This is a genomic window from Thermococcus argininiproducens (assembly GCF_023746595.1).
GTDB classification, from domain to species: domain Archaea; phylum Methanobacteriota_B; class Thermococci; order Thermococcales; family Thermococcaceae; genus Thermococcus_A; species Thermococcus_A argininiproducens.
The window spans coordinates 432,348-455,852 of the sequence record NZ_CP080572.1; the positions used below are offsets into that span (position 1 = coordinate 432,348).

The 23,505-nt window shown below is 40.0% G+C and carries 28 protein-coding genes and 1 pseudogene; 1 reads left to right on the forward strand and 28 read right to left on the reverse strand.

Annotated features, from left to right (window positions below):
* Positions 1-26 precede the first annotated feature (26 nt).
* From K1720_RS02235 to trpY, 28 genes and pseudogenes are all read right to left on the reverse strand, one after another.
* On the reverse strand, positions 27-929 hold the full coding sequence (locus K1720_RS02235) for a glycine betaine ABC transporter substrate-binding protein (protein WP_251949597.1): 903 nt from the start codon (positions 927-929) through the stop codon (positions 27-29).
* A 79-nt stretch (positions 930-1,008) separates the two neighbouring features.
* Positions 1,009-1,818 carry a ZIP family metal transporter gene (locus K1720_RS02240; RefSeq protein ID WP_251949598.1) on the reverse strand — a complete coding sequence of 270 codons (810 nt, stop codon included), beginning with the start codon at positions 1,816-1,818 and terminating at the stop codon, positions 1,009-1,011.
* Between the two features lie 61 nt (positions 1,819-1,879).
* Positions 1,880-2,401 (reverse strand): ferritin-like domain-containing protein, encoded by a 522-nt coding sequence (locus K1720_RS02245; protein ID WP_251949599.1) that lies wholly within the window; start codon positions 2,399-2,401, stop codon positions 1,880-1,882.
* A 94-nt stretch (positions 2,402-2,495) separates the two neighbouring features.
* The gene (locus tag K1720_RS02250) at positions 2,496-3,116 is read right to left on the reverse strand and encodes a hypothetical protein (protein WP_251949600.1); all 621 of its coding nucleotides are present in this window, start codon (positions 3,114-3,116) and stop codon (positions 2,496-2,498) included.
* Positions 3,117-3,203: 87 nt separating this feature from the next.
* Complete coding sequence (locus K1720_RS02255; protein WP_251949601.1) at positions 3,204-3,563, reverse strand: class II SORL domain-containing protein; 360 nt, start codon at positions 3,561-3,563, stop codon at positions 3,204-3,206.
* Between the two features lie 10 nt (positions 3,564-3,573).
* Complete coding sequence (gene rd / locus K1720_RS02260) at positions 3,574-3,738, reverse strand: rubredoxin (protein ID WP_167888546.1); 165 nt, start codon at positions 3,736-3,738, stop codon at positions 3,574-3,576.
* Between the two features lie 76 nt (positions 3,739-3,814).
* Positions 3,815-4,330 (reverse strand): rubrerythrin family protein, encoded by a 516-nt coding sequence (locus tag K1720_RS02265; RefSeq protein WP_251949602.1) that lies wholly within the window; start codon positions 4,328-4,330, stop codon positions 3,815-3,817.
* An 86-nt stretch (positions 4,331-4,416) separates the two neighbouring features.
* The gene (locus tag K1720_RS02270) at positions 4,417-5,508 is read right to left on the reverse strand and encodes an NAD(P)/FAD-dependent oxidoreductase (protein ID WP_251949603.1); all 1,092 of its coding nucleotides are present in this window, start codon (positions 5,506-5,508) and stop codon (positions 4,417-4,419) included.
* Positions 5,509-5,517: 9 nt separating this feature from the next.
* Complete coding sequence (locus K1720_RS02275) at positions 5,518-6,060, reverse strand: ferritin-like domain-containing protein (protein ID WP_251949604.1); 543 nt, start codon at positions 6,058-6,060, stop codon at positions 5,518-5,520.
* Positions 6,061-6,200: 140 nt separating this feature from the next.
* The gene (locus tag K1720_RS02280; protein ID WP_251949605.1) at positions 6,201-7,427 is read right to left on the reverse strand and encodes an FprA family A-type flavoprotein; all 1,227 of its coding nucleotides are present in this window, start codon (positions 7,425-7,427) and stop codon (positions 6,201-6,203) included.
* Between the two features lie 96 nt (positions 7,428-7,523).
* Positions 7,524-8,396, reverse strand: coding sequence for a thiamine pyrophosphate-dependent enzyme (locus tag K1720_RS02285; protein WP_251949606.1), 873 nt, complete (start codon positions 8,394-8,396; stop codon positions 7,524-7,526).
* Positions 8,393-10,105, reverse strand: coding sequence for a 2-oxoacid:acceptor oxidoreductase subunit alpha (locus K1720_RS02290; RefSeq protein ID WP_251949607.1), 1,713 nt, complete (start codon positions 10,103-10,105; stop codon positions 8,393-8,395). The genes K1720_RS02285 and K1720_RS02290 overlap by 4 nt, the downstream gene beginning before the upstream one ends.
* Positions 10,106-10,246: 141 nt before the next feature.
* Positions 10,247-10,777: pseudogene (locus tag K1720_RS02295) on the reverse strand (peroxiredoxin); the annotation flags it as partial.
* A gap of 88 nt (positions 10,778-10,865) precedes the next feature.
* Positions 10,866-11,621 carry an N-glycosylase/DNA lyase gene (locus K1720_RS02300; RefSeq protein ID WP_256468524.1) on the reverse strand — a complete coding sequence of 252 codons (756 nt, stop codon included), beginning with the start codon at positions 11,619-11,621 and terminating at the stop codon, positions 10,866-10,868.
* A gap of 51 nt (positions 11,622-11,672) precedes the next feature.
* On the reverse strand, positions 11,673-12,284 hold the full coding sequence (gene nuoI / locus K1720_RS02305) for an NADH-quinone oxidoreductase subunit NuoI (protein ID WP_251949608.1): 612 nt from the start codon (positions 12,282-12,284) through the stop codon (positions 11,673-11,675).
* 6 nt (positions 12,285-12,290) lie between these two features.
* Complete coding sequence (locus K1720_RS02310; protein WP_251949609.1) at positions 12,291-13,466, reverse strand: NADH-quinone oxidoreductase subunit D; 1,176 nt, start codon at positions 13,464-13,466, stop codon at positions 12,291-12,293.
* 10 nt (positions 13,467-13,476) lie between these two features.
* Positions 13,477-14,004: an NADH-quinone oxidoreductase subunit C gene (locus K1720_RS02315; RefSeq protein ID WP_251949610.1), complete on the reverse strand. Its 528-nt coding sequence runs from the start codon at positions 14,002-14,004 to the stop codon at positions 13,477-13,479.
* Positions 14,005-14,007: 3 nt separating this feature from the next.
* Positions 14,008-14,589 (reverse strand): NuoB/complex I 20 kDa subunit family protein, encoded by a 582-nt coding sequence (locus K1720_RS02320; RefSeq protein ID WP_251949611.1) that lies wholly within the window; start codon positions 14,587-14,589, stop codon positions 14,008-14,010.
* An 11-nt stretch (positions 14,590-14,600) separates the two neighbouring features.
* Entirely contained in the window at positions 14,601-15,530 is a 930-nt protein-coding gene (locus K1720_RS02325) for a respiratory chain complex I subunit 1 family protein (RefSeq protein WP_251949612.1), read from the reverse strand.
* Positions 15,531-15,533: 3 nt separating this feature from the next.
* On the reverse strand, positions 15,534-17,387 hold the full coding sequence (locus K1720_RS02330) for a proton-conducting transporter transmembrane domain-containing protein (protein WP_251949613.1): 1,854 nt from the start codon (positions 17,385-17,387) through the stop codon (positions 15,534-15,536).
* Positions 17,384-18,868, reverse strand: coding sequence for a proton-conducting transporter transmembrane domain-containing protein (locus K1720_RS02335; RefSeq protein ID WP_251949614.1), 1,485 nt, complete (start codon positions 18,866-18,868; stop codon positions 17,384-17,386). Before K1720_RS02335 ends, K1720_RS02330 begins: the two co-directional genes overlap by 4 nt.
* A complete protein-coding gene (locus K1720_RS02340; protein ID WP_251949615.1) occupies positions 18,865-19,206 on the reverse strand; it encodes an NADH-quinone oxidoreductase subunit K in 342 nt (113 codons plus the stop codon). The genes K1720_RS02335 and K1720_RS02340 overlap by 4 nt, the downstream gene beginning before the upstream one ends.
* Positions 19,203-19,916, reverse strand: a complete 714-nt coding sequence (locus K1720_RS02345; RefSeq protein WP_251949616.1) for a Na(+)/H(+) antiporter subunit B — start codon at positions 19,914-19,916, stop codon at positions 19,203-19,205. Before K1720_RS02345 ends, K1720_RS02340 begins: the two co-directional genes overlap by 4 nt.
* Entirely contained in the window at positions 19,910-20,185 is a 276-nt protein-coding gene (locus K1720_RS02350) for a DUF4040 domain-containing protein (RefSeq protein ID WP_055281153.1), read from the reverse strand. The genes K1720_RS02345 and K1720_RS02350 overlap by 7 nt, the downstream gene beginning before the upstream one ends.
* Positions 20,178-20,591: a monovalent cation/H(+) antiporter subunit G gene (gene mnhG, locus K1720_RS02355; protein WP_251949617.1), complete on the reverse strand. Its 414-nt coding sequence runs from the start codon at positions 20,589-20,591 to the stop codon at positions 20,178-20,180. Before mnhG ends, K1720_RS02350 begins: the two co-directional genes overlap by 8 nt.
* Positions 20,588-20,836: a monovalent cation/H+ antiporter complex subunit F gene (locus K1720_RS02360; RefSeq protein WP_055281149.1), complete on the reverse strand. Its 249-nt coding sequence runs from the start codon at positions 20,834-20,836 to the stop codon at positions 20,588-20,590. Before K1720_RS02360 ends, mnhG begins: the two co-directional genes overlap by 4 nt.
* Positions 20,833-21,339, reverse strand: coding sequence for a Na+/H+ antiporter subunit E (locus K1720_RS02365; RefSeq protein WP_251949618.1), 507 nt, complete (start codon positions 21,337-21,339; stop codon positions 20,833-20,835). Before K1720_RS02365 ends, K1720_RS02360 begins: the two co-directional genes overlap by 4 nt.
* Before the next feature lie 263 nt (positions 21,340-21,602).
* Positions 21,603-22,103: a TrpY family transcription regulator gene (trpY, locus tag K1720_RS02370; RefSeq protein WP_055281146.1), complete on the reverse strand. Its 501-nt coding sequence runs from the start codon at positions 22,101-22,103 to the stop codon at positions 21,603-21,605.
* 144 nt (positions 22,104-22,247) lie between these two features.
* Here trpY and K1720_RS02375 point away from each other — a divergent pair, with 144 nt between their 5' ends.
* Complete coding sequence (locus K1720_RS02375) at positions 22,248-23,504, forward strand: radical SAM protein (RefSeq protein WP_251949619.1); 1,257 nt, start codon at positions 22,248-22,250, stop codon at positions 23,502-23,504.
* Position 23,505: the final 1 nt, after the last annotated feature.

A 23,505-nucleotide genomic window follows, 5' to 3' on the forward strand; every position in this document is an offset into this window, starting at 1 on the left:
TCCACCACCAAAAAGAAAAAGAAAAATCAACCACTTATAAGGCCTTTTTCGACTAAAAATTCTTTTGCTATCTCCCTAGCATCTTTTTTCTCTACATCGTATTTGTAGTTTAGTAATCTCATTGTGTTAGTATCGATAAGCCCCTCAAGTTTCTTAAGAATTTCAATAATTTCAGGATATTTGTCAGCAAAATCTTTCTTTACAAGTATAACCGCATCATAGGGAGGCAGAGCACCTTTATCGTCTTCAAGTATCTTAAGATCAAAAAGATCAACACGGGCATCTGTTGTGTAAGCGGAAATTGCATCTACTTGGTCGTTCTTTATAGCTTCATACATTAATGTGGGCTCCATTTGCTTAACATCTCCAAATGTGAAACCATATACCTCTTTAATCCTCGGCAACCCGTCTGGTCTCGTAGCAAACTCTGGATCTGTACCCAAAACCATCTTAGGGGCGTATGGGGCCAGATCACTCAACTTTTGAAGGCCATTTTTCTCAGCAAACTCTTTTTTCACAGCTATCGCGTAGTCGTCCCTAAAACCCAATTTTACAACTGTTAAAATACCATCGCGACTGAGCATTTCCTCTTTACTCTTCTCATATACATAATCAGGATCCCAGTTTTCTGGAGGATCAAGTTTAAGGATATTATTGTACGCTGTTCCAGTGTACTCAACATAAATATGAATTTGGCCTTTTTTTAATGCTTCATAATTTACCAGTGTCCCACCAAGTCCCTCTTTTACCTCAGCCTTATAGCCATTATTTTCTAAGAGGAGAGCTATCATATGGGCCAAAATGTACTGTTCATTGAATGGTTTAGAGCCAATAACTATCGTAGGGACTTCTTCTTTTTCACTTATGCAACCACTTAGAAAAGAAACCAAAACCAAGCTCCCTACAATCAAAGCAGCTACCTTGTGCATTTTTATACACCTTTACTATATTGTTCGAGCATTTTAATAAACTTTTCGAAAAATTAAAAGTAAAAGTATAGAGTTCGAACTAACCTAGCATAGAATCCAAGAAGAGCATTACATAGAAGCCAATGAAGAATCCAAGGGTTACATAGAGCTCATTTTCTTCCCTTTTGTATATCTCTGGAATCATTTCTTTCACAGTTACGTAAAGCATTGCCCCTCCTGCTAAGCCCAAACCATAAGGAAGGAGACTACGAAATGCTGTAAAGAAGACCGCACCAACAAGCACCATGACCATCTCCGCTATACCACTTAAACTCCCCATCAGAATTGGTTGGAGCCGTTTCTTTTGGAGAGTGGCAAGAGGAAGAGAAACCACAGCCCCCTCAGGAAAATCTTGAATGCCTATCGCTATAGCTGTGATAATACCAGTCCTCAGATCAAAGACTATTGAAGTGCCTACTGCAAGGCCTTCAGGAAGATTGTGAATTACAATAGCAAGAACTATGAGCCAAACCACTCTAAGCTTATCCTTCAGCTCTTTTGGGCCTTCATATCCCTTAACCAGATGTTCATGAGGTATAAACCTGTCTATAGCATAGATAAGTAATATTCCCAAAAGTATTCCAATTCCTGCTGGAGTAAAACTATTCGTAAATTCAATCGCTGGTAGTATTAAGCTGGTGAAACTAGCTACAATCATGACTCCAGCAGCAAAAGATAAACTTACATCAATTCCCCAGTCTGGCAGTTTATTAGAGAATATGGCCAATAAAGAACCCAATGTAGTCATTATTGCTACAAAGAGACCCGCATAGAAAGATACTACTATGAGATTACCCCCAGATATGTTGAGTAGGTATTCTCCAAGCCTTGCGATAGAGTTCTCTAACACTTTTAGCCCACCCTAATAAATAAAATGTTGAAATATTATAAAAATTGCTAAAAACAAAGGACTATGGACCGACATGCATCATTTGAGAGTACATCTCCCAGTCAAGAAGAACCTCGTATTCTGTCTTCAGGATGAAGTAGTGGGTATTTTCCATAGAAGCAAGATATCTAAGAAGGCCTTTTTTAGCATTGTCTTCCGTCATCTCTTCAAGCTTTGAGTAAAACTCTTTAGCTATTCTTTCAGCCTCCATCGCCCAACGAATAAGCTCTAATATATCGTGAACATCTTTAACTTTCTCCAAAACCGGTTTCAATTCAGGCCCCACATGTTCTTTCGGAAATACAATATCCTCTCCTGGAAAAGACTGAGCATAAAGCTTTCTTAAAAACTCTTCATGCTTTTCCTCTTCACCCGCAAGGAACTCAAGCTTCTTTTTTAAGGTTTCTACACCCACATTCTCAGCCATGCTTCTATAAAACTCTTTTGCCCCAATCTCGGCCTTTATAGCCATTCCCAGAAGCTCCTTAAGGGAGAATTCATTTACCCTCTCAAGAGGGATTCCCATATCTATATCAACTACCATTTCCGTCACCTCATTTCAAAAACCTGACATTATCTAATAGAACTCCCTAATACTAAAACCTTTCCATTTAATGAGGGTTTTAAATAACAGAAAACTATTCACGGAGATACTGAGATTCTATCTCGAGACTGTTAAATCGGATTCTAGCTACGTAGTGCAATCTCACCAGAGTATAAATCCAAATAACGAGCGACAATAAATAGACTACTGGAGCCATTGTTCTAGTAGATTGAAGTGCATTGAGCCAGATAAAGACCACAAATACCCAAGAGGAGATTTTTGCGAGTGTTTTGTAATTTTCTGGCGTTCTAATGTAGCCTGCAATTGCATTAATAAGTAGAATCAAAGAAACTGAAGAACCCAATTCAATGACATAAAATCCCTTCTTTTCAACAAAAATGGTAGAGGCCATTATAAGCACTACTTGTAAGAGCATTGTCCAAGTCGCTTTCACAAGCTTACTTTCGGAGAGGGAATAAGCTATCATGGCAGGTCCTAAGAGAATCGCAACACTTATGATGGCTTCATGAATCTCAAACATAGTAGCGATAAATCCAAGTGACGTTAAAATTCCCCCAACAAGAATGTAGCGAGAGAGTCGCCTACCTCCAAGTCTTACTTTTTCTATTTGCTGTGATAAGTTCCATGTAAGAAAAATTCCCACAAGCACTAAAATACCACCAACACTCATGAAGATTTGATATTGGTCAACCATGTTCTCATCATCCACATCTTTGACTATTATGTTTATACAGAAAAGTAAATAAATCTTCCGTATATCTTGAAAAAAGTTTAAGAAAAATCACTCAAGTGGGACTCTGTTCTCCCAAAGGCCATGAATATTACAGTAGCTTAGAGCATAAATTATCCCCTTTTTCTCTAGCTTAACTTTCAGTTTGGCAAAAGGCTCAACGAGTCCAGGTTCAAACTCAAATCTTCCTAGGCTTATTGGATTGAACTGTCTTCCTTCCTCATAGAAGAAAACTTCAATCCATCTTATGGAGTGTTCGACGGTATTGGGGTGAGGACCAACCCAAACCTTAATTTTGTAGTAATCCTCTTCTTTCTTAACTTCAATCTTAGGCACGTGGCTTTCCCTTTTGCCTGCAGCTGGGCCTTCACTCACATCTGAAGTATAAATAATTTCCCCAAGTTTCTTCATAAAAACCACCTCAATCCTCTATCTTCTCAAACATATCTTTTGGTGCTCCACAGAGCGGGCATACCCAATCATCTGGGATTTCCTCAAACTTTGTTCCTGGATTAACACCACTATCTGGATCTCCTGCTTCCTCATCGTATATATACCCACATACTATACATTTCCACTTTGCCATGTTTCCACCATCCTAATATTATTAGATCGACCTTAAAAAGTTTGTGCTCCAAACCAATATGGTTAAAAATGAAAAATCACTCAAAAACTACAAACTTTTCTCTTGAAGCTCCGCACACTGGACAATATTCAGGAGCCTCGTCTATAACCGTGTATCCACATACTGGACATATGTAGACCTTCTTTATTTCAAGATCCTTTTTCTGTTCTGCCAGTTCTTTGGCTTCCCTGTAAAGCTCTGCATGGATTTTTTCTGCCTCTAAAGCATAATGAGTACTCCTCACAGCTTCTTTCTCACCCTGAAGCTCAGCAGTTGCTTTGTAAACTGGATACATTTCTTCAACCTCAAAAGTCTCCCCATCTATTGCTACCTGAAGGTTGCTAGGAGTGTCCTTAATATTGCCGAGTGCTTGATAATGATTTTTAGCATGTACAAGCTCAGCAAAAGCTATCGCTCTAAAGAGCTTTGCTATATTAGGGAATCCTTCCTTTTCAGCAACGTCCGCAAAAATTAGATATCTCATATGCGCTTGGCTTTCTCCTGCATATGCATCTTCAAGAAACTTCTTGGTCATTTTTCTTTCGACTACCATAGCTACCACCCCAAAACGACATTATTAATTCGATAGAGAAATATAAAAGGTTTTCTATCCGAAACTTATAAAGAGGAGAGGAAATATTAAAGTTCGTCAATGCTAACTCTAGACTTTATTTTCCTTTCAAGTTCTAATGCCTTTTTCACGTCTTTAATGATAACTGCCCCCACAACTTTTCCTTCCTTAAGAAATACCTTTGTTCTATTATCTAGCCAGTGCCCCTCCCCCTTTGTTTCTCCTATGATAGCTATGGGGAAGTCACCAAACTTAAAAACGGTAGAACGAAACTCAAAAGCATAGCTATCTTCTTTCCCCCGTATGAGATTTGCAAGAACCCTCGCGTGTCCCATTGCACCTTTAGCGGTTCCACAGATTATTCCATTATATTCTGCACAGTCCCCAATAGCATAGACATCACGAGCCGAAGTCCTGAATCGATCATCAATTAAAATTCCCCTGCCTGCATGGATACCGCTCTTCAGGGCAAGCTCTTTGTTTGGAATTATCCCTATTGCACAGATCTTTACTCTTCCCTCTATATATCCCTTCTCAGTAAAAACGCCCTCTCTATCTGCTTTTAACACATTGGCATTTAAATAGAACTCCACTCCTTTAGATGCAAGCTCTTCCATTATCAGCTCTGTAAGCTCATTATCAAGGCCAAGAAGATTACTTCCTCTATGGACAAGTTTAACCCTATATCCAGCTTTTGATAAGTTGCCTGCCAGTTCAAGCCCTATAAATCCCCCTCCAACGATAAGAACATCACCTTCATTTTCAACTAGTTTCTTTATTTTCTCTGCATCTTTTAATGTTCTGAGTGGCATTAGATTCTCTTTTCCTTCTATCATTGGCTCCCTAGGGCTGGCCCCTGTAGCTATTACGAGAAGATCATAAGGAAGTTCCCCTGCACTCGTTATCAATTTTTTACGGAGTCTATCTATAACCTCTGCTTTAGTCCCCAGTCTTAGTTCTATCCCTTTATTTTCATACCACTCAAATGAATAAGGAAAAAGTTTCTCCTTTTTTACAGCCCCTGCTATGTAATGACTCAACATGGGTTTAGTATAGTAAGGAAGATCCTCCTGCTCTATAATAGCCACCTCGTATTCGTCAGAAAGCTGTTTTGCTAATTCAACTCCCCCGGGGCCATTTCCAACAATCAAAAGCCTCATAAAATTCCCTCATGGCTGAGTTCTAGGTTTGTAATATATCTCCACTTGATTAAATATTACATGCGCTGGTATCTCAGCATATTCGGGCTTTCCTCTCATCAGCCCTTCAAGATACTCCTTATGAGCTTCAATAGCTTTATAGTGGGCTTTTTCTTGTGCAACTAGGAAATCAAAAAGAGCTTTATGTTCGGGAAGTTTTTGACCCAAAAGAGTATAAACTCTTTCAGCAGTCTTCTCGTTCATAAGAGCTGTTTTTAACGCTTCCACTAAGTTTCCCAGAGTTACAATATTTACCGTACTCTCTACAAACGGAACGCTTTTTGGGACTGTATACTCCTTATTCCCAAAGATCTTCCCATAGAGATTTAAGAGAAGTGTCTTATGGGCCTGTTCGGCCTTTGCGAGGTCTTTAAAGAATTCCCCTATCAACTCACCTTTTCCCTCGGCAAGTTTTAAGTAGAACTGTTTTGCATCCTCCTCAGATGCAATTGCATATCCCAAAATCTCCTTTTCAGGCAGTTTCTCTAATTTTTTAACAATTTCTTCTTCCATGGACATTACCTCAATAATATTTTTTCATAGCTTCTATTTAAGAGTATCCAAAACAATCCTAATAGTTCCCTTCAAAAACAAGTGACCTACCCATCCTAAAGAGCTAGGTTTTCAGAAGAAAATAAAAATTTAAAGAGGAGTCATTTCCTAAGTTTCTGGATGAGCTTTCTCACCCCTTTCCTTATCCTTACTTCATCTTCTGGAATGGTTTGACCTTTTACCTCAATTGTATCCACATGATCAAACTTTGATCTTTTAATGAGTGTCTCTATTTCTCTCCCTGCAACTCCTGCCCATCCAAAAGTACCAAGTATAAGCACAGGTTTTTCATAGTTGGCTTTATCAAGTAGCTCGTAAAGAGTGTACCTTATGCGGGGATGTATGTTTGCTTCATAAGTGGAAGCCCCAATTATCAAGGCTTCACTATCGGGAACTTCTCCAAGGATATTACCAACTGCAGGTGCTTCTTTGTCTGTAAACTTGTAAACTACTGGATTAAACCCTTGTTTCCTTAATTCATCAATAGCTATTTGGATACTTTTTTCAACAAATCCATACATTGAATCATAGACCACCAAAACTTTTCCTTTCGTTGGAATTCCAGCTCCAACTTTTGCATAGTATTCAAAAATCATCTGGGGGTTTTTACGCCATATTAGACCATGGCCAGGGAGAATCATTTTAACATCGTTCACGATACCCATGTTCTTTATTTTCTCGAGATTTTCTACGATGTACTTATGATAGTGACCAATGACAGTTACAATATACTTCGTTACATATGGGAGGTACTTCTCAACGATTTTATCGTCACTGTCATCTATTGCCTCAGGTATTGAGTACCCTCCTCCAGCATCACAGCCAAAGATTATCTTGTCTTCAATCAAGTACGTTATCATTGTATCGGGCCAGTGCAACCATGGAACTGTTATGAATTTAAAAGTCCTGTTTCCTATTCTAAGCTCTTCTCCATCTTCAATTGCATGAACATTCTCTTTTATCCCAAAAAATGCCTCTAGAAGTCTTTTTGCAAAGATGGTCCCAATTATTTTCGCTTTATAGCCGTTGACCTCAAGTACTTTCGGTAGTGCTCCACTATGGTCAGGCTCCATATGATGGACTACAATATGAGTTATCTCCTTAGGATCAACAATACTAGAAAGTGCTTCAAGAAATTCTTCAGTATACTCTTTTTTCCAAGCATCAAAGAGTATAACAGCATTATCTGTTTTCATCAAATAGGCATTGTAAGTTATTCCCTCTGGGATGTCCCACGTAGCCTCAAAATACCTTATCTGGTCATCATCAATTCTCAAAAGGTAGAGCTCTGGCTCTTCTAAAAGTTTCTCAATCCAAACCTTTGACATTTTTTCATCACCCCAATTTAGTTCAGAAATCAAAAATATAAAAAGGTTTTTCACCTTTCAAAAAATCCAAATACTTCAAGAATTCAATAAAGAAAATTAAAAGCCTTTCTTTGCCCCCAAAATCTTCTTAATCTCCCCAAATTTTGGTTTTCTTTGCCATAATGGTGTTTTATCCTTCTTATAAGCCATAACTTGCTCTTCAAATGTTGGTTTTTCGTGGATGTAGAATATTCCAAGTGGAAGAGGATCAGTTTCTATTGCCCTCTTAAAAGCCTCCTCCCTATTGTACGGATCATGATCTTCCATCCAGTATGTATGCTTGTGGTACCATTCGTAAGTATTTACCTTGTTGAAACTTACACAGGGGTGGAATATATCCACTATAGCCAATCCTTTGTGCTGAATTGCTTTCTTTATAATCCCCACACTTTCCTCGAAGTACCCCATGAAAGTTCTCGCAACAAATGATGCATCGAGGGCTATTGCTAATGCTATTGGGTTAAATGGCTCTTCAAAGACACCCCAAGGTTGAGTTGGAGTTTTCATTCCGAGCATTGTTGTAGGGGAAGCCTGACCTTTGGTAAGCCCATAAATTTGGTTGTCATGGATGAGAACCGTTATGTCAGGGTTTCTTCTTATTGCATGAAGGAAATGATTCCCTCCTTCGGCATACATATCCCCGTCCCCACCTTCCGCTATCACAGTAAGCTTTGGATTACTTGCCTTTACAGCAGTCGCTATAGGTATTGAACGCCCATGAAGTGTGTGGTAACCATTGACCTTTATGTAGTGAGGCATCTTTGCAGCTTGCCCTATTCCGCTTATGATCACTACTTCTTGAGGGGTTAGATTAAGCTCAGCAAAAACCTTCCTTAATATATTTCTAATTCCAAAGTTCCCACATCCAGGGCACCACGCTACATCTTTACTTCCAGGCCTGTTTGGTTCAAAAAGCATTGGAGAGGTCATTCTAACACCCCCTTAAGAGCATCAAGAATCTCCTCAACCGAGAAAGGCCTCCCATCATACTTCAAAATCTTGTGATCTACGCTTACTCCAAATTCTTTCTTTAGGAGTTCTGCGAACTGAGCTGTAACGTTCTGCTCAATATCAATTAGCACTTTATCTTCCAATACCTCTTTAACGGTACTTGGTAGGGGGTAAAGCCATTTAAAATGTAAAAATGCTATATCTTCCCTTCCAAGATTCTCAAGAGCCTCTTTTATTACATGATACGTTGAACCCCAACTAATAACAAGGTACCTCGCCTCCTCACTTCCAATAAGCTCTGGCATCATTGCATTTTTTCTTATTGTCCTAAGCTTTTTAATGGCCCTTTTCTCCTGCATAAGTCTTGAGAGTTCTTCATCTTCTGTAATATCTCCCCATTCATCATGTTCATTTCCATTTGCTACTATAATTCCTTTTCCATAACCAGGTATTCCCCTTGGAGAGATACCATCTTCTGTGAGGAGATAGCGCTTATAGTTTTCATCTGTCTCGACTATATGTTTCTCAACCTTAAGTCCACTCAAATCAAACTCTGGCAAGTTATAGTATGTATCAACGAAGTATTGATCAGTAAGAATTATCACAGGAACCTGATACTTATCCGCCAAGTTGAACGCAGTAGCTGTTAGGTAGAACGCCTCTTCTATACTCCCCGGAGCAAGAACTATACGTGGAAACTCCCCATGTCCAGAGTATAAAACAAGGTTCAAATCACTTTGCAGTGTCCTTGTTGGCAAACCAGTTGCCGGGCCTGGCCTTTGAGCTAGATGAATTACTATTGGGTTCTCTGCCATTCCAGCCAAACTTAAGGCCTCAGTCATTAGAGCAAATCCCCCACCAGAAGTCGTAACCATTCCTCTTGCACCAGCAAACCATGCACCCAGTGCCATGTTTATTGCTGCAATCTCATCTTCCACTTGCTCCACAATTATCTCAAACTCCTCTGCATGTTGAGCGGAAAAAACAGCAACTCCAGTTGACGGACTCATTGGGTAAAAAGTTAGAATGTTCATTCCTCCAGCAATAGCCCCTAAAGCAATAGCCTCAGTACCACTCAAGAGCACTTCTTCCTTAACTCTCTCATCTTTTTTCACATTGATCCCAATGGTCTTTTCTTCACACAACTTTACGCCAAGGCTATATCCCTTTTCAGCCGCTTCGATGTTTTTAGAGACTACATCTTCACCCTTAGAGCCAAACCTCTTCCTTAAGTACTCTTTAAGAATCTCAAAATCCCCATGGAAGAGACCAACTGCTATTCCAGCGGCTATTGTGTTTAGATATAAAGGACTGCCCACGTCTTTTGCCATTTTGTTAAAAGGAACTTCAACAAAAGTAATTTTCTCCATAAATTCCTCTTCAACGTTTTCTCGCTCTCCAAGAACAACTGTATTTTCTGAGAGCCTATTTTCCAGCCAGGGCAAAACTCCACGCTTGAATGGAATTAGAATGTCAATTCTCTTTACAAAAGCTCTTACTTTCTTAGAAGAAACCCTTATTTCGGTTGTATTTATACCTCCTCTCACTCGAGACATGTATTCTTTATTCGCATAGACATTGTATCCAGAAAGTTTCAAAACTCTTGTTAAGATTTCCTCTACGGTTTGAATTCCCTGCCCCGCTGCACCACCCAAAACAATAGAAACATCTTCTTTAAACTCAACCATATCTCAATCCCTCACATTAAGTTCGACTTCCGTCATAATAAGGTTTGTGAGTTAGGTTTATATAATTTTCTTTTGGAATGCTAATAACAAGATCTCCATTAAAGAAGATTTTTAGAAGAAAAAAGACAGAATTGGAAAAAGTCATTCTAGCTTTTTATGGCAAAACCACCAATCATAGCACTCAATTTCCCCTCTTGCTTTGGCTTCTTTGCGTTTTTTGATTTGTTCAACTGTTCCGGCAGGTGGCACAATAGCCCTATCTCCAATTAATTCATTGTTGGGCCATTTATGAGGCAATGCAACACCTTTTTCAGTGCTTATTTTAAGAGCCTTCACAAGTCTAAGTATTTCGTCCCAATCTCTGCCAACTTCTGCCGGGTAGTATACAATAGCCCGGATAATTCCTTTATTGTCAACTACAAAAACTGCTCTTGCTGTACTCGTTGCTCCACTGGGTATCATGCCCAAAGCATCAGCAAGGTTACCGCGATCATCAGCGATAACCGGGAACGTTATCTCCATTCCAAGGTTCTCCTTTATCCATTCCATCCATTTAAGGTGGCTGAACACTTGATCAACACTTAATCCAATAGGCTCAACTCCAAGCTCTCTGAACTGTTCAACTCTTTTTTGCATCCCGTAGAATTCAGTTGTACAAACTGGGCTGAGTTCCTCCCCGCCCTAAAGGACGAGACTTTCAAAGGAAAAATGTAAAAGTCTCCATTATTCTCCTAAATTCTACATCTTCTGAAAAAATTTCTTACAAAGAGGAGAGCCTTAAAACTAACTCAGCTTTTTCACAATGCTCTTTAAGCCGTTTCTTTACTTCCTCTTCTCCCCCCAAAACAGGCCAAAGAATAGAATCTATATGCAAAGGTGGGATTCCAACATCCTTTGAAATTCTCTCCCAAAACTTCACAGGATTCTCGGATGTAAACCTTTTTGTGTAATTTTCAATTCTAAAGTCTTTGGGTATAGGGATCTCTATTGGATAAGGAACAAAGTTTTTAAAAACAATTCTAGACGCATATCCAAACATTTTAACAGCAAATACTATCGTTTTAGCATCTTCCTTGGCTCTCATGACCCTCACAAGATCATTCCTAAATTTTAGCATGTTGTTGTAATAACCTTCAAAATTCTCTAATGTCAGATTCATTAAAAATGGTTCAAGTCTTTCCAAACGGTTTAGCTTTGATGGAATTAGCCTTTTGTTAGTTTTAGATTTAGGTAAAAACTCAGAATAAGACCTTAAGATGGTAGTCTTTGGATAATTTCGAGAGAAATAATTTGAGAATTCTAACCACCACTGCTCACCCTTAGCAGAGAGCTGATAACTAACAATAGAATTCGCTATAACAAGCTTAATGAAGAGTTCATCATCACCAAGATTCTTATAGAGATTTTTTAATGCTAAAAACTGGAGATCCACTTTTTCTTCGATAATTCTCGCGCATTCGACCCCCAGTTCCATAAGGATATTTTTAAGCACCTCAACTTTCAACGCTTCCACCAAAATAGAAAGGGATGAAGGACTTATAGAGTTTGCGAAAAAAGGAAATGGGAACTAATCAACCTTTTTCTCTTCTGCAGACTCTTTCTTTTCTTTAGATGGTTTTGGCTTTGCTGGTGGCTTAAGGCCATAACTGAGTATTTTAAATTCAAAAGTGCTCCCATCTCTCAGGATATATCTAACTTTCCCATCTTCAAGATATTCAATCTTGGCTAATGGATGCCTGTAGTCTTCGAATTTCTTCACCATATCTTCTGGCAGTGGAACCCAGTCAAAGAGCTCAAGTTCTTCCTCTTTCCACTCTGTAGTTAAAATATAGTGCTCTACATGGCCCAATGCTCCAGTAGGACACACATCAACACAGAACTGACAGAAGGTACATCTTCCATAGTCTATCTTTGGATGTGCTCTTTTTTCTCCCTCAATCCATGTCATCTCTATAGCTCTTGCGGGACATATCTGACCACACATATTACAACCGATACACGTCTTCCAGTTGAGAGTATGGAATCCACGGTATTTTTCAGCAATTTGTGTAGGTTCATAGGGGATCTTTATAGTTACAGGCTTTTTGAAGAGATATTTTAGACTAAGCCAAGGTTTCAAGAAAGAGGGCCTCTTCTTAACCTTCTCCTCAGGCGCAATTTTAAATTTAGCTTCACTCATTTTTCATCACCTGTCTATGTCGGGTGGACAGTTTCCTAAGGTCATCAATATAACTGGCACATCTGCTATTCTAGCCCCTACCAAAAGCTGTTCTATTACCCTAATTCCATGGGATATGCTTGGACCTCTTATCTGGACTCTATAAGGCTTGTTTCCTCCATCGCTTACAACATAGGCTCCAAAATCTCCAGTAGTAGCTTCTACATGAGCATAAGCATCTCCTGCAGGGACTTTAAACCTTGGAAGTGCCTTAAGTCTTGGATCTTCCACTTTATAGGGCCCATCCGGTGGCCCCATCTCAAGAAGCTGTTCGAGGATGTAAAGATCCTGCTCAATTTCAAATCTCCTTACAAGTGCTCTGGCCAAAGAGTCACCCTCTTTAAGAACAGGTATCTCAAAATCAAGCTCGGGGTAGAGTAAATAGGGATCTAATCTTCTTACATCTGCTTTTACTCCTGCAGCCCTTAAGTTTGGCCCAGTAACGCCTTCTGCTAAAGCAAACTTTTTGTCCATTACTCCAATCCCTTCAAGCCTGTTGTAAGTGATGTAATTTTCAAATAAGATGTTGTCAAAGTCTGGAAGTTTATTCTTAACATATTCCACAGTGTCTTTGAGCTGCCTTAGCCACTTGTCTCCAGGGATATCTCTTCTAACTCCACCAGGGATTGTGTAAATATGGTAAACTCTCGCCCCAGTAAGCTGTTCAAAGAGTGCCATAAACCTCTCTCTATAAGCAGCAGCCCATTGTCCTGCGGTGTAAACACCAAGCTTAAATGATAATCCCATTGTCCAGAATAAGTACGAAGTAACTCTAGCCATCTCAAGAACAACCGTCCTGATCCACTGAGCCCTTTCTGGAACCTCCCATCCCATAAGCTCATCAACAGCCATGGAATAAATAGCCTCTGGAACATCAGGCTCTGGGACACAGACTCTCAGTAGGAGTGCTATGTTTGTGTACCATGGTCTTAGCTCGGCAAGTTTCTCAAATCCTCTGTGAAGGAAACCGGGATTAGCTATGGCCTTAACAACTCTATGCCCATCCAGTTTTAGAATTAAGCTGTAATTCTCAGTGGCCATGTGCTGGGGACCAAAAAACAACTCATAAGTGTCTTTATCCAGGGGTAAGAGCTCCATCCCATTTTCTCTCGCTTCTCTAATGAGTTCCTCCTGTGAAACCATCACCATCACCTCAAATCACATAGTCCTCCTTATCCTCTTCGAACCTATCCAGAATCTTGTATTTCCTTTTCACGTAATTGAGCATGTCAAAGTCTTTTCTATGGCAAACTCCTGCTTCTCTATCCTCATCCTCGAGAATCCACGGCATTTCCAGTTTTTCATTACCCTCAAAGTACACCTTGTAAAATTCATGAGCATCTCTCTCGTAGGTTTCTGCCACTGGATAGATATCCTTCACTGAAGGTACTTTCGCTTTTTCCACTTCCCTTGGAATTCTCGTCTTTACAAATGCATGAACAGCGTGAGTATAACTCCACATTTGATAAACAAGCTCTATCTCCCCATCTTTAATCCAGTCTACTGCTGTTATTTGCATCATAGTTTCAAAGTTACTCTCCTTAAGCAGAGTGAGAAACTCTCTAATCCTCTCTGCAGGGATACGAAACTCTATTCTCCTAGCCCTTCTAACCTTGCCTTCTGCATATGGTGCCTTTTCAAGAATTTGCCTCAATATATTCTCCTCTTTTTCCAGTGTCATGTTTCATTCCTCCCTAACTTTCTTCTTTTTGTCCATTAGCCATGGAATCCATCTTCTCGCAGTCTTTTCTCTCCACCCTTCACCAAAGAGCTCGTCCTGATTTTTCTTGTAGTACTCGTAGTTCTCCTTGTAGCGTTTCCATCCATCGGCCTTCCCACTATCAATGAGTTCCATTATCTTTTTGATACCGTCCATAACTGCCTCAGGTCTCGGCATACATCCAGCTATTGCAACATCAACTGGCAGATACTTGTCAAGGTGCTTGATAGCATTGTAAGCGTCCCAATAAATTCCGCCATTTAGTGGACATGAACCGTGAGCAAGGACGTACTTTGGATCAGGCTGCATTTCATAGGTGATTATTATTCTTTTGAGGGTCTTAGGAGTCACGTATCCAGTAATTAGGAAGAGATCAGCCATTCTTGGAGCTGGATTAGGCATCATACCAAAACGCTCTAGATCATATCTTGAGGTCATTAGCGGAGGCATTTCTATACCGCCACATCCCGTACAAAACGCCACAATCCACATGCTCCTTTTTCTCGCAAAGTTAATAAGCGGTTCATATAGTCTCCAATCAACCATTTTTCTTCACCTCACAGACTCGCTAATATTGCCCCTAGAGCGGCTATTATTGTAGGCCATTTCCAGTAGAACCTAGCAGCTTGATCTATGGTGAACCTTGGGAATATTGCACCCATGAAAGTTGCTACCAAAAGTACTGCAGTTTGCTTGATGAGGAGTACAACCAAAGTTGCTATTGTATTGAGTATCGAACTCCCAAATATTGTAATCGCTGCTCCTCCAAGGAATATATTTGAGAAGAACAGTGTCTCTCCAAAGAGGGCTATCGCATGTTGAATTTGAAGTATTCCCATGTGTTTACCGCCAAACTCAACCATTGGGCCAAGAGATATCTCGCCAGGTGCAATCATGATGTCAAAGGGCTCTTTACCAAACATTGCTTGAAGTACAAGATCGTAAGCAATTGCTGCAAACAAGAGTGGAAGCGCTGTTATACTCCATCCCATGCTCTGCTGGGCCATCACTATTTCATAGGTGCTGAATGTACCATAATATTCAGCAAGGGCAACTATTGCAAAGCCCAGTGGTACTTGAATTGCTAAGAGCGTCAACAAGGCCCTCTGAGCACCAATGCCAGCATAGGGGTTTCCTGAACTCATTGCTGCAAACATTATCCCAAGCATTGGGATCTCAAGGAGGAAGGTAATTAATACTAGATCACCGTACGCCCTGAGAACACCAATATTTCCAAGAGGTATGAACATTATAGCCAGTATTGTTGCTCCCAATGCGTAGATCACGCCAAAGTCATATATTAAACCATGAGTTATATTGCTCTTCTTTGAAAGGAGCTTAATCGTATCTAAGATGGGCTGATAGATAGGAGGCCCAACTCTTCTGTGTATTCTTGCAGTGACTATTCTTATTATTCCCATGAACATGAAACCTACGAAAGTTGCATAAATTAAGATAAAGAGAGCTTTTAAAGCAATTTCAATCATTCTTCACACCCCCCAAAGTGCTAGTATTAGTAACAGTATTGCAAGGTACCATGCATAGCTCTGAGTATTTCCATTGTAGATATAAGTCCTCATAACTTCCGCTAGATCTTCAACCCATGTTCCTATGGTGCGATAAAGCCTGTCAAAGCTTATCCTAAGCCAAAATGCCAATGTCTCTTTGAGTGGAAGGAAGAAGTTTCTCCTTATTGTAAGATTATATTCCATCGTCACAGGGTTAGCAGACTGGTAGGTGTCTGTAACAGGCACTTTTCTAACCTTTGCACCGAGGAAATAGATTATCCCCGCTATTATTATGCCGACTACAAGATAAATCGTGACTGCCAGTGCATTGTACTTTCCAAACCCTAGATCTAGTATGAAGAGGTCTCCACCGATAACTTCTTTTCCAAATATTTTATTAAGCTCCTTTGCAACAAGCCCCGGTGCAATTCCAAGTATTACATTGAAGAGAGCTAGAATTACCATCGCTATGGCCATTGGTAAGGGTGCATCTTTGGTTTCATCTAAATCAGTGGGTCTTTGTCCAAACCATACTGCGTATACAAATCTTATGAGGTAAACAAACCCAATTGCACTTCCAAAGAACACCATGCCACCTAGTATCGGCAAGTTCTGGCTTATTACTGCTTCAAAGAGAACCCACTTGCTGGCAAACCCAACTAAAGGCGGAATTCCAGCAAGGCTAAGAATGGCTATAAAGGCCATTGCAAATGTAAATGGCATTTTCTCAGCAAGCCCTCCCATGTCTGCAAAGGTTGTTTTACCAGTCCTGTATACTATTGTAGCTACTATGAGGAAGAAAAGGCCTTTAAACAACGCATGGCTAAGAGCATGGAACATTGCTGCTTGAATGCTTAACGCTGTGCCAACGCCAATTCCTACTAATATGTATCCAAGTTGGCTTATACTTGAATATGCAAAGAGTTTTCTTATATCCTCCTGAAGAGCAGCTAACAGTCCACCAACAATTATAGTTAAACCTCCAAGGAATGCTATGATATAACCAAATTTCGTTGTGCTTCTGAATGCTCCAAATTCAAGTGCCAAACGGGTTCCCATAAGTACGTAAAGTAAAATGAATCCATAAACTCCCGCTTTGCTCAAAACTCCACTAAACATCGCTGTATAACTTTGATTTGTCTCTCCATATGCATCTGGTGCCCATACATGCAGTGGAAACATGCCCGCTTTAACTCCAAATGCAATGAGGAACAGCAAATAAATTAATGCACTCTCGTTCTTGCTTAGTAGTGTCTCAGCGCCAAATGCACTTGCATATGCCTCTTGGTACATTGCTTGTTGAATTGTTCCAAAGTCAAAGGTTCCTAGTTTTGCATAAATGATTCCCAATGCAATCAGCATTGCATATGCTCCGAAAACGCTTAATAGGAAGTACTTTAGCGATGCACTGCGGTTGTAGCGAAGCACCATCATAAAGCTTGCAAATGTCATTATCTCCCAGAAGATGAAGAATGTCATCATGTCATTTGCAAGGAACACTCCCAGTACACCAGTGAGACTCATTAAAGCAAAGAGCCATTCATAACTGTCTTTAGCTGTTGAGACTAAAGCTAGTATTGAGGCAAATCCTACCAAAGTTCCAATTCCAATAAAGAACCAATTAAGGTGATTTAGGGCAAAAGTCAAATTGAAAACCCCAATATTGAGAGCAAGATTGATGCCCTCAGTCGTTTTTTGGTACAGTAAAAGGGAAAATCCTAAAGGTAATGCTGCTCCAGTTACTCCAATTAATTCCCTAATCCCCTTTACCTCTATAAGCCACGCTAAGGCTCCAGCTAACAGAGGAGCGAAAATGATTATGGCAAGTTCATTCATGGGCTCACCCCCATTAGAGGAACATTCTTAATGTATTCGGCAACGTTAAAGATGTCACTTCCAGCTTTTTGCATTATATCCCAGAAGGGTTGTGGATAGATTCCTATGAGGATAATGAACGCTATTAGGAGGAGCATCCCCAAAGCTAGGGCACTGTTTTCCCTGATCTTATCGCCATCCCCTTGGAACCAAATCGTGTGAATTAGCCTAACGTAATAAACCATCTCCACCAAGCTTGCACCGAGGATTAAAGCGACGACGCCGATTTTCTCTGCTTCTAATGCAGCCATGATTAGCTGCATCTTACTCCAGAATACATTGAAGAGTGGAATTCCAATAATGGCTATGGCTCCAAGAGTTATCCCGAATGCTGTAATTGGCATTCTCTTTCCTAGGCCCTTGAAATTCTCCATCTCTGGCCCACCAAGTTCTAAAGCAGCGTATCCAACAGCCAGAAACATCAGGAGTTTCACTATCGCATGGTTGAACATTTGGAAAATACTTGCATCAAGTCCCTTTTGGGTTCCTAATGCTATACCCACAGCTATAAGACCAACTTGAGCAATACTTGAGTATGCAATCATTCTCTTAACATTAGTTTGCCTTAAAGCACTGAGTTCACCAATCACTACGGTAATAGTTCCCATAATTATGAGAAGGCTCAAAACTGAGTTCCAACCCTCTGAAGCGCTGAGAATATAGAGTATCCTCCCTATTGCATAGAGAGAGGCCTTGACCACAAAGGCTGAAAATACTGCAGTTATCGGATGAGGTGCTTCCTGATAAGCATCGGGTGCCCAAGCATTTAACGGAAATAGTTCAGCTTCAACCGCCAAACCAAAGATAAGAAGTGCCAATCCTGCCTTGGCAACAGTTGGATTAATCATTGAAGCCAGTTGAGCGATGTGTGCCATGTTTAGTGTTCCAAGGCTTCCATAGATTAAAGCAACGCCAACTAGGAAGAAACTCGAACCAATACCCCCAAGAACCACATATTTGAGAGCAGCCTCACTCGCTTCCCCTGTTTTATTGTAAGCAGTTAGAGCATAGGCACTTATTGCCGTTATTTCCATAAAGACAAAGAGATTGAATATATCCCCAGTTGCAATCATACCGGTTGCACCAAGCATCAAAAGAAGGAACAGCATTGCGTATTTATCCTGTGGTTCAACTTTTACAGCTTTTATACTGAATACAGCCATTAGAAAGCTTGCAACTGCGACTATAAGAACGAACAATGCTGCGAAATGTCCTATGTAGAGGTTAATCCCGACTGGTGGTCTAAATCCGCCTGCCATGATTATTATTGGCTTCCCACTTGTGTAAACTTCATTAAATACCCAAGCTGCAATTCCAGTTTGTATTAAAGTTACCAAGACCAGGAAGGGCATTACGAGGTTTTTGCCTACTTTCTTGAGGACAGGTATAAGGAACGCGCCAAATAATGGTAACGCAATGAGAAGTGAAGCATACTGATTCATCCCCTCAACCTCCTTATCTCTTCTACGTTAAGGGTTTTGTACTTTTCATAGAGGTTTATCACAACGCTCAAGGCCATTGCAGTCGTTGCAACACCTATCACAATTGCTGTAAGCACTAAAGCCTGTGGAATTGGATCCACCGCATTATTTGGGGTTATTCCTTCCGTTAAGATTGGGGCACTTTTACCACTCACATAGCCAACACTAATTAGCAGAAGATTAACCCCTGTCTCCATGATACTCAGACCTACAAGCATCTTTAGAACATTCCTCTTGGCTAATATCGCATAGAACCCTATTAATATGAGAGCTATTGAAGCAAAGTAGTACGGATTCATTGCCCTCCCTCCTCGGGCTCTTTAATCATGTTGTCAATAATTCCAGTAAGCTCAGTACCAACTTTAATTCCGATTAAGGTATAGATTATTGGAATGAATCCTGCGCTAATGAGTCGTCCAATATTCTCCTTTCCTACTCCCCATGTTTGCCATATCCAGTCAAAGAGGAAGTAACCACCTACTGCTAGACCGATAAGACCAACTGTAACGTACCCAATTCCTGCAAGACCTTCAAGTGGCTCGAAGATTTTATGATCAACTTCATAGAGAGTAAACGTCAAGTAGAGGAACAAAAATGCTGTTGCAATTGTTGCCCCGCCCGGGAAGCCTCCTCCTGGAGTAAGATGTCCATGAATAAAGATATAAGCCCCAAAGAGCATTATGAAGGGCAAAAGAATTCTCGCACCTGTTGTTAAGACGACACTTCCTTCGGTTTTAGCAGACCTTTCTTTTCTTTTTTTCCATAGGAGTGCTGCAACACCAGTAGAAGCTATGAAGAGTACTGTGACCTCTCCAAGAGTATCAAAACCTCTATAGTTAACAACTACAGCGGTTACAGCATTTACAGCCCCTGTCTCTTCTTTCACATGATCGAGGTAGTATTTACCCACGAGCATTCTGTCTTCGCCAAAAGGAACTTGATCAAGTGCCTTTGCCATCCAAAGGCCTATGATAAGTATGAAAACTATTGCTAGAACTCTTTTTACCATCTCACCCACCATCCTGTGCCTTCCTCTTCCTTTTCATATCTCTCAGTTCTCTTTATTGCAAAGATAAACACTGCAGCGCTTAATGCGGCCCCGATAGCAGCTTCAACCATTGCAACATCTGGAGCTTGAAGGAAAAAGAACGCTATTGAGGCAAAAAGACTCACTGCAGCCATTCCAACAACTGCTGCCAAGAGATCTCTCCATTCCACTGCAAAAATTGCAGAGATAACCATTAGTGCAGCAATAAAAATGGCTACCAAATCACTCATTTTTTTCAACCTCCTTAGCTGATTCCCCTAAGGCCTCCTTTATCTGCTCTACTCTCTCCAACGAAGCTTCCGCCTCTTTGTATTTGTCAATGATACTCCCCTCCCAGAGAGGCACTCCACTCTTATATGCTGCTCTAATAAGCGCATGAGCTGCTATTGGATTAGTTAAAAGCAAGAATACGGCAATTATCAAAGTTTTTGAGATCCAAGAGTAACTGTTTACTTCTCCAATTGCCCATATTCCAACTCCAATAATAACACCGAGGGAGCCCAAAGTAGCGCTCTTTGTCGCAGTTTGCATTCTGTTGTAAACATCTGGCATCCTAATTAGACCAAGGGATGATAGTACGTAGAAGAATGTTCCAAACAACACAAGTGCTTGCCCAACTATAGAAGCAATACTCATAGTCCTCCCTCCATGTATCTGGCAAAAGCTATAACTCCTACAAATGCAAGCACCGCATAAACTAGGGCCACATCAAGGAATATTGCTCTCCTGTAGTAAAGGGCAAAAAGCACCATTAATCCAGTGGTAAGTGTCGTCATTATATCGACAGCGACAATTCTATCCGCTGTTGTTGGACCTCTGAAGAATCTATACATGCTTAAAATCACCGCAATCCCAATTAGGATTAGGTAAATCTCTATCATTCGAAGATCACCTTTAGGAATTTTTCAAACGGTTTTGTTATACTCTCAGAAGCTCCTTCTACACTCTCATCTTTCACATCAATCCAGTGGATGAAGTATCTATCTCCTTTGATGTCAAGGGTTATCGTTCCCGGAGTTAGGGTTATTGAGTTTGCAAGAACGAGTTTTCCAGTGTTGTTTGTGAGTGTTGTTTTGCATTCAACAATTCCTGGGTTTATTGGGCGTTTTGGATGTAAAACCCGATAGGCAACATCCAGATTGGCCATTATCATTGCCCAGACAAAATATGGAATGTATGCTACGAAGTAGGCTATTCTTCTCGGATTAAGATTTGCTAGGCCTTTTTCAGTAAATACCTCGTATGTGAGTGCTCCAACGATTAATGAAAATATTACTCCCATTACTAGCTCTTGTGGATCAAAACTGCTTGTCAAAAACATCCAAATAATAAACAGGATTAAAACCGTGTATAGATAGCGGCTTACTTTGCTTGCTTCTCCCATTTAACAACCCTCCGTAAGCAAAGGTTGAAAGTTTTTACACCTAATGTTTCTAACGTTTATTGAGACATATACATTTATAAACCTTCCCAAGAGAGCAAATGGTTAATAACCATTGGTTATAGATTAGAAACATGTCTTTGAGAATAAGAGAAAATCAAGATCTACAATATTTAAGAGGCACAAAAAGCTAAAAAAGCCAGCATATTTAATTGGCAAGATATAGAATGGATCCTTCCTTAAATAATTCAAGAAAAATAAAAAGGTCAATAAATTGAGATCCTTTTAACTCCCTCAAGCTTTGATAGTTCATTTATCAGTTCGCCAGGAATTGGTTTTTCTGTGATTATTGTGAGTGTAGCCTCTGGATAAAGTTCTGGGTCTTCCGCAACTACCTGTATAATATTTATGCCTCTATCAGCAATCTTAGAGGCCACTTTTGCCAAGATTCCGATAGCCCTTGGTTCTGGTTCAATCTCTATGACCCCATAACCAACGTGCCTTCCAACAAACTTCATGTGCACAGTAGGTTCTAGATTAACGTAAACCTCCTTAAGTTCGGGAATTTTCAGAATCATTGTGACAGTTTCTTTAACGACTCTCCTATCAACATCAAGTGCCTTTGCTATTTTTGTATAGGGGACCTCTATTTCCCCACACTTAATTTTCATGTCATCCGAAACCTTTAAACCATACTTTAAGAGCAGTTTAGCTATTTGTTTCCTCACGGGATATTCATCAAAGTAATGTTCAAGCTTACCCCACATTTTCCTCACCTCTGTCCACAATAGTCCATCATTAGACCCTTTGCTGCAAAAGTATTAAAATGTTTCCATGCGGTAATGTGCTCAATTATCTATTTTATAAATCTTGCTAAAAATTTTAAAAGGACGTTCTTTTCAAAGGAGTACATGATGAGAATAAAGCTTCCCAACTCATATTTTGAAGATCACGAAAGCACTATAAGATTAATTTGGAGAGAAACTCTCTATGCCGATTTTGAAAAAAAGCTTCTTGAGCGGGCTATTAAACGAAAGTTTAGGATAAAAACCACCATAAGTGCTGAAGATGGATATCTCATTGTAGATGCTGAAAATGAAGAGATTGAGAGACTAATTACATTTTTAATCCAAAGTCATTTGGGGGAATTTCTAAGAAGTAGATATACAAAAAGAAAGGTGCTTTACATCCACGAAGGGATGAACGTCCCGCTTTTAGGATATAATGCATTTGGGTTGATAGACCGAGGAACAAACTTAATTCAGGTTAGAGGCTCTACAGGGTGCAACGTTTCGTGTATTTTCTGTTCTGTAGATGAGGGACCGTATTCAAGAACTAGAATTCTTGACTACGTCGTAGATGTAGATTATCTACTAAAATGGTTCGACGAAGTTGCCCAGTTTAAAGGAAAAGGACTTGAGGCCCACTTGGATGGCCAAGGGGAACCTTTACTCTACCCATTCATAGTAGAACTCGTACAGGGACTTAGGGAAAATCCAAATGTTAATATCATTTCAATGCAGAGTAATGGAATTTTGCTCAGCGATAAGCTAATTGAAGAGTTAGCAGAAGCCGGATTAGACAGAGTAAACCTCTCTATTCACTCCCTCGATCCAGAAAAAGCCAAAATGCTTATGGGAATGAAAAATTACGACCTTAATCATGTCTTGGAAATGGCCGAGGCCTTGATAAATGCTGGAATTGATGTCCTTTTTGCCCCAGTAATTATTTTTGGAATAAACGATATGGAAGCTGAGGCTTTTATTGAATTTGCAAGGAGAATTGGAGCAGGAAAAAGATGGCCTGCTCTAGGATTTCAGAACTATGTGCCATACAAATTTGGAAGACATCCCTCTGTTAGGTTTTTATCTTTCAAAAAATTCTACACATGGCTTAGAGAACTCGAAGAAAAAACTGGTATGAGGCCTTTAGTACTAAAGCCAGAACACTTTGGAATGCATAAAAGAAGATTCATCCCATTAGAGTTCCACGTTGGTGAAGTTGTTAAGGCAAAAATAATTCTTCCGGGAAGAATTGAGGGTGAAATGCTCGCTGTTGCCAGAAACAGACTCATAGAAGTTATAAACACCCATGCAAAAGTTGGTGAGGAAATTAAGGTAAAAATAGTAAGAACAAGACATGGAATTTATGTTGGAATGCCTATTTGAC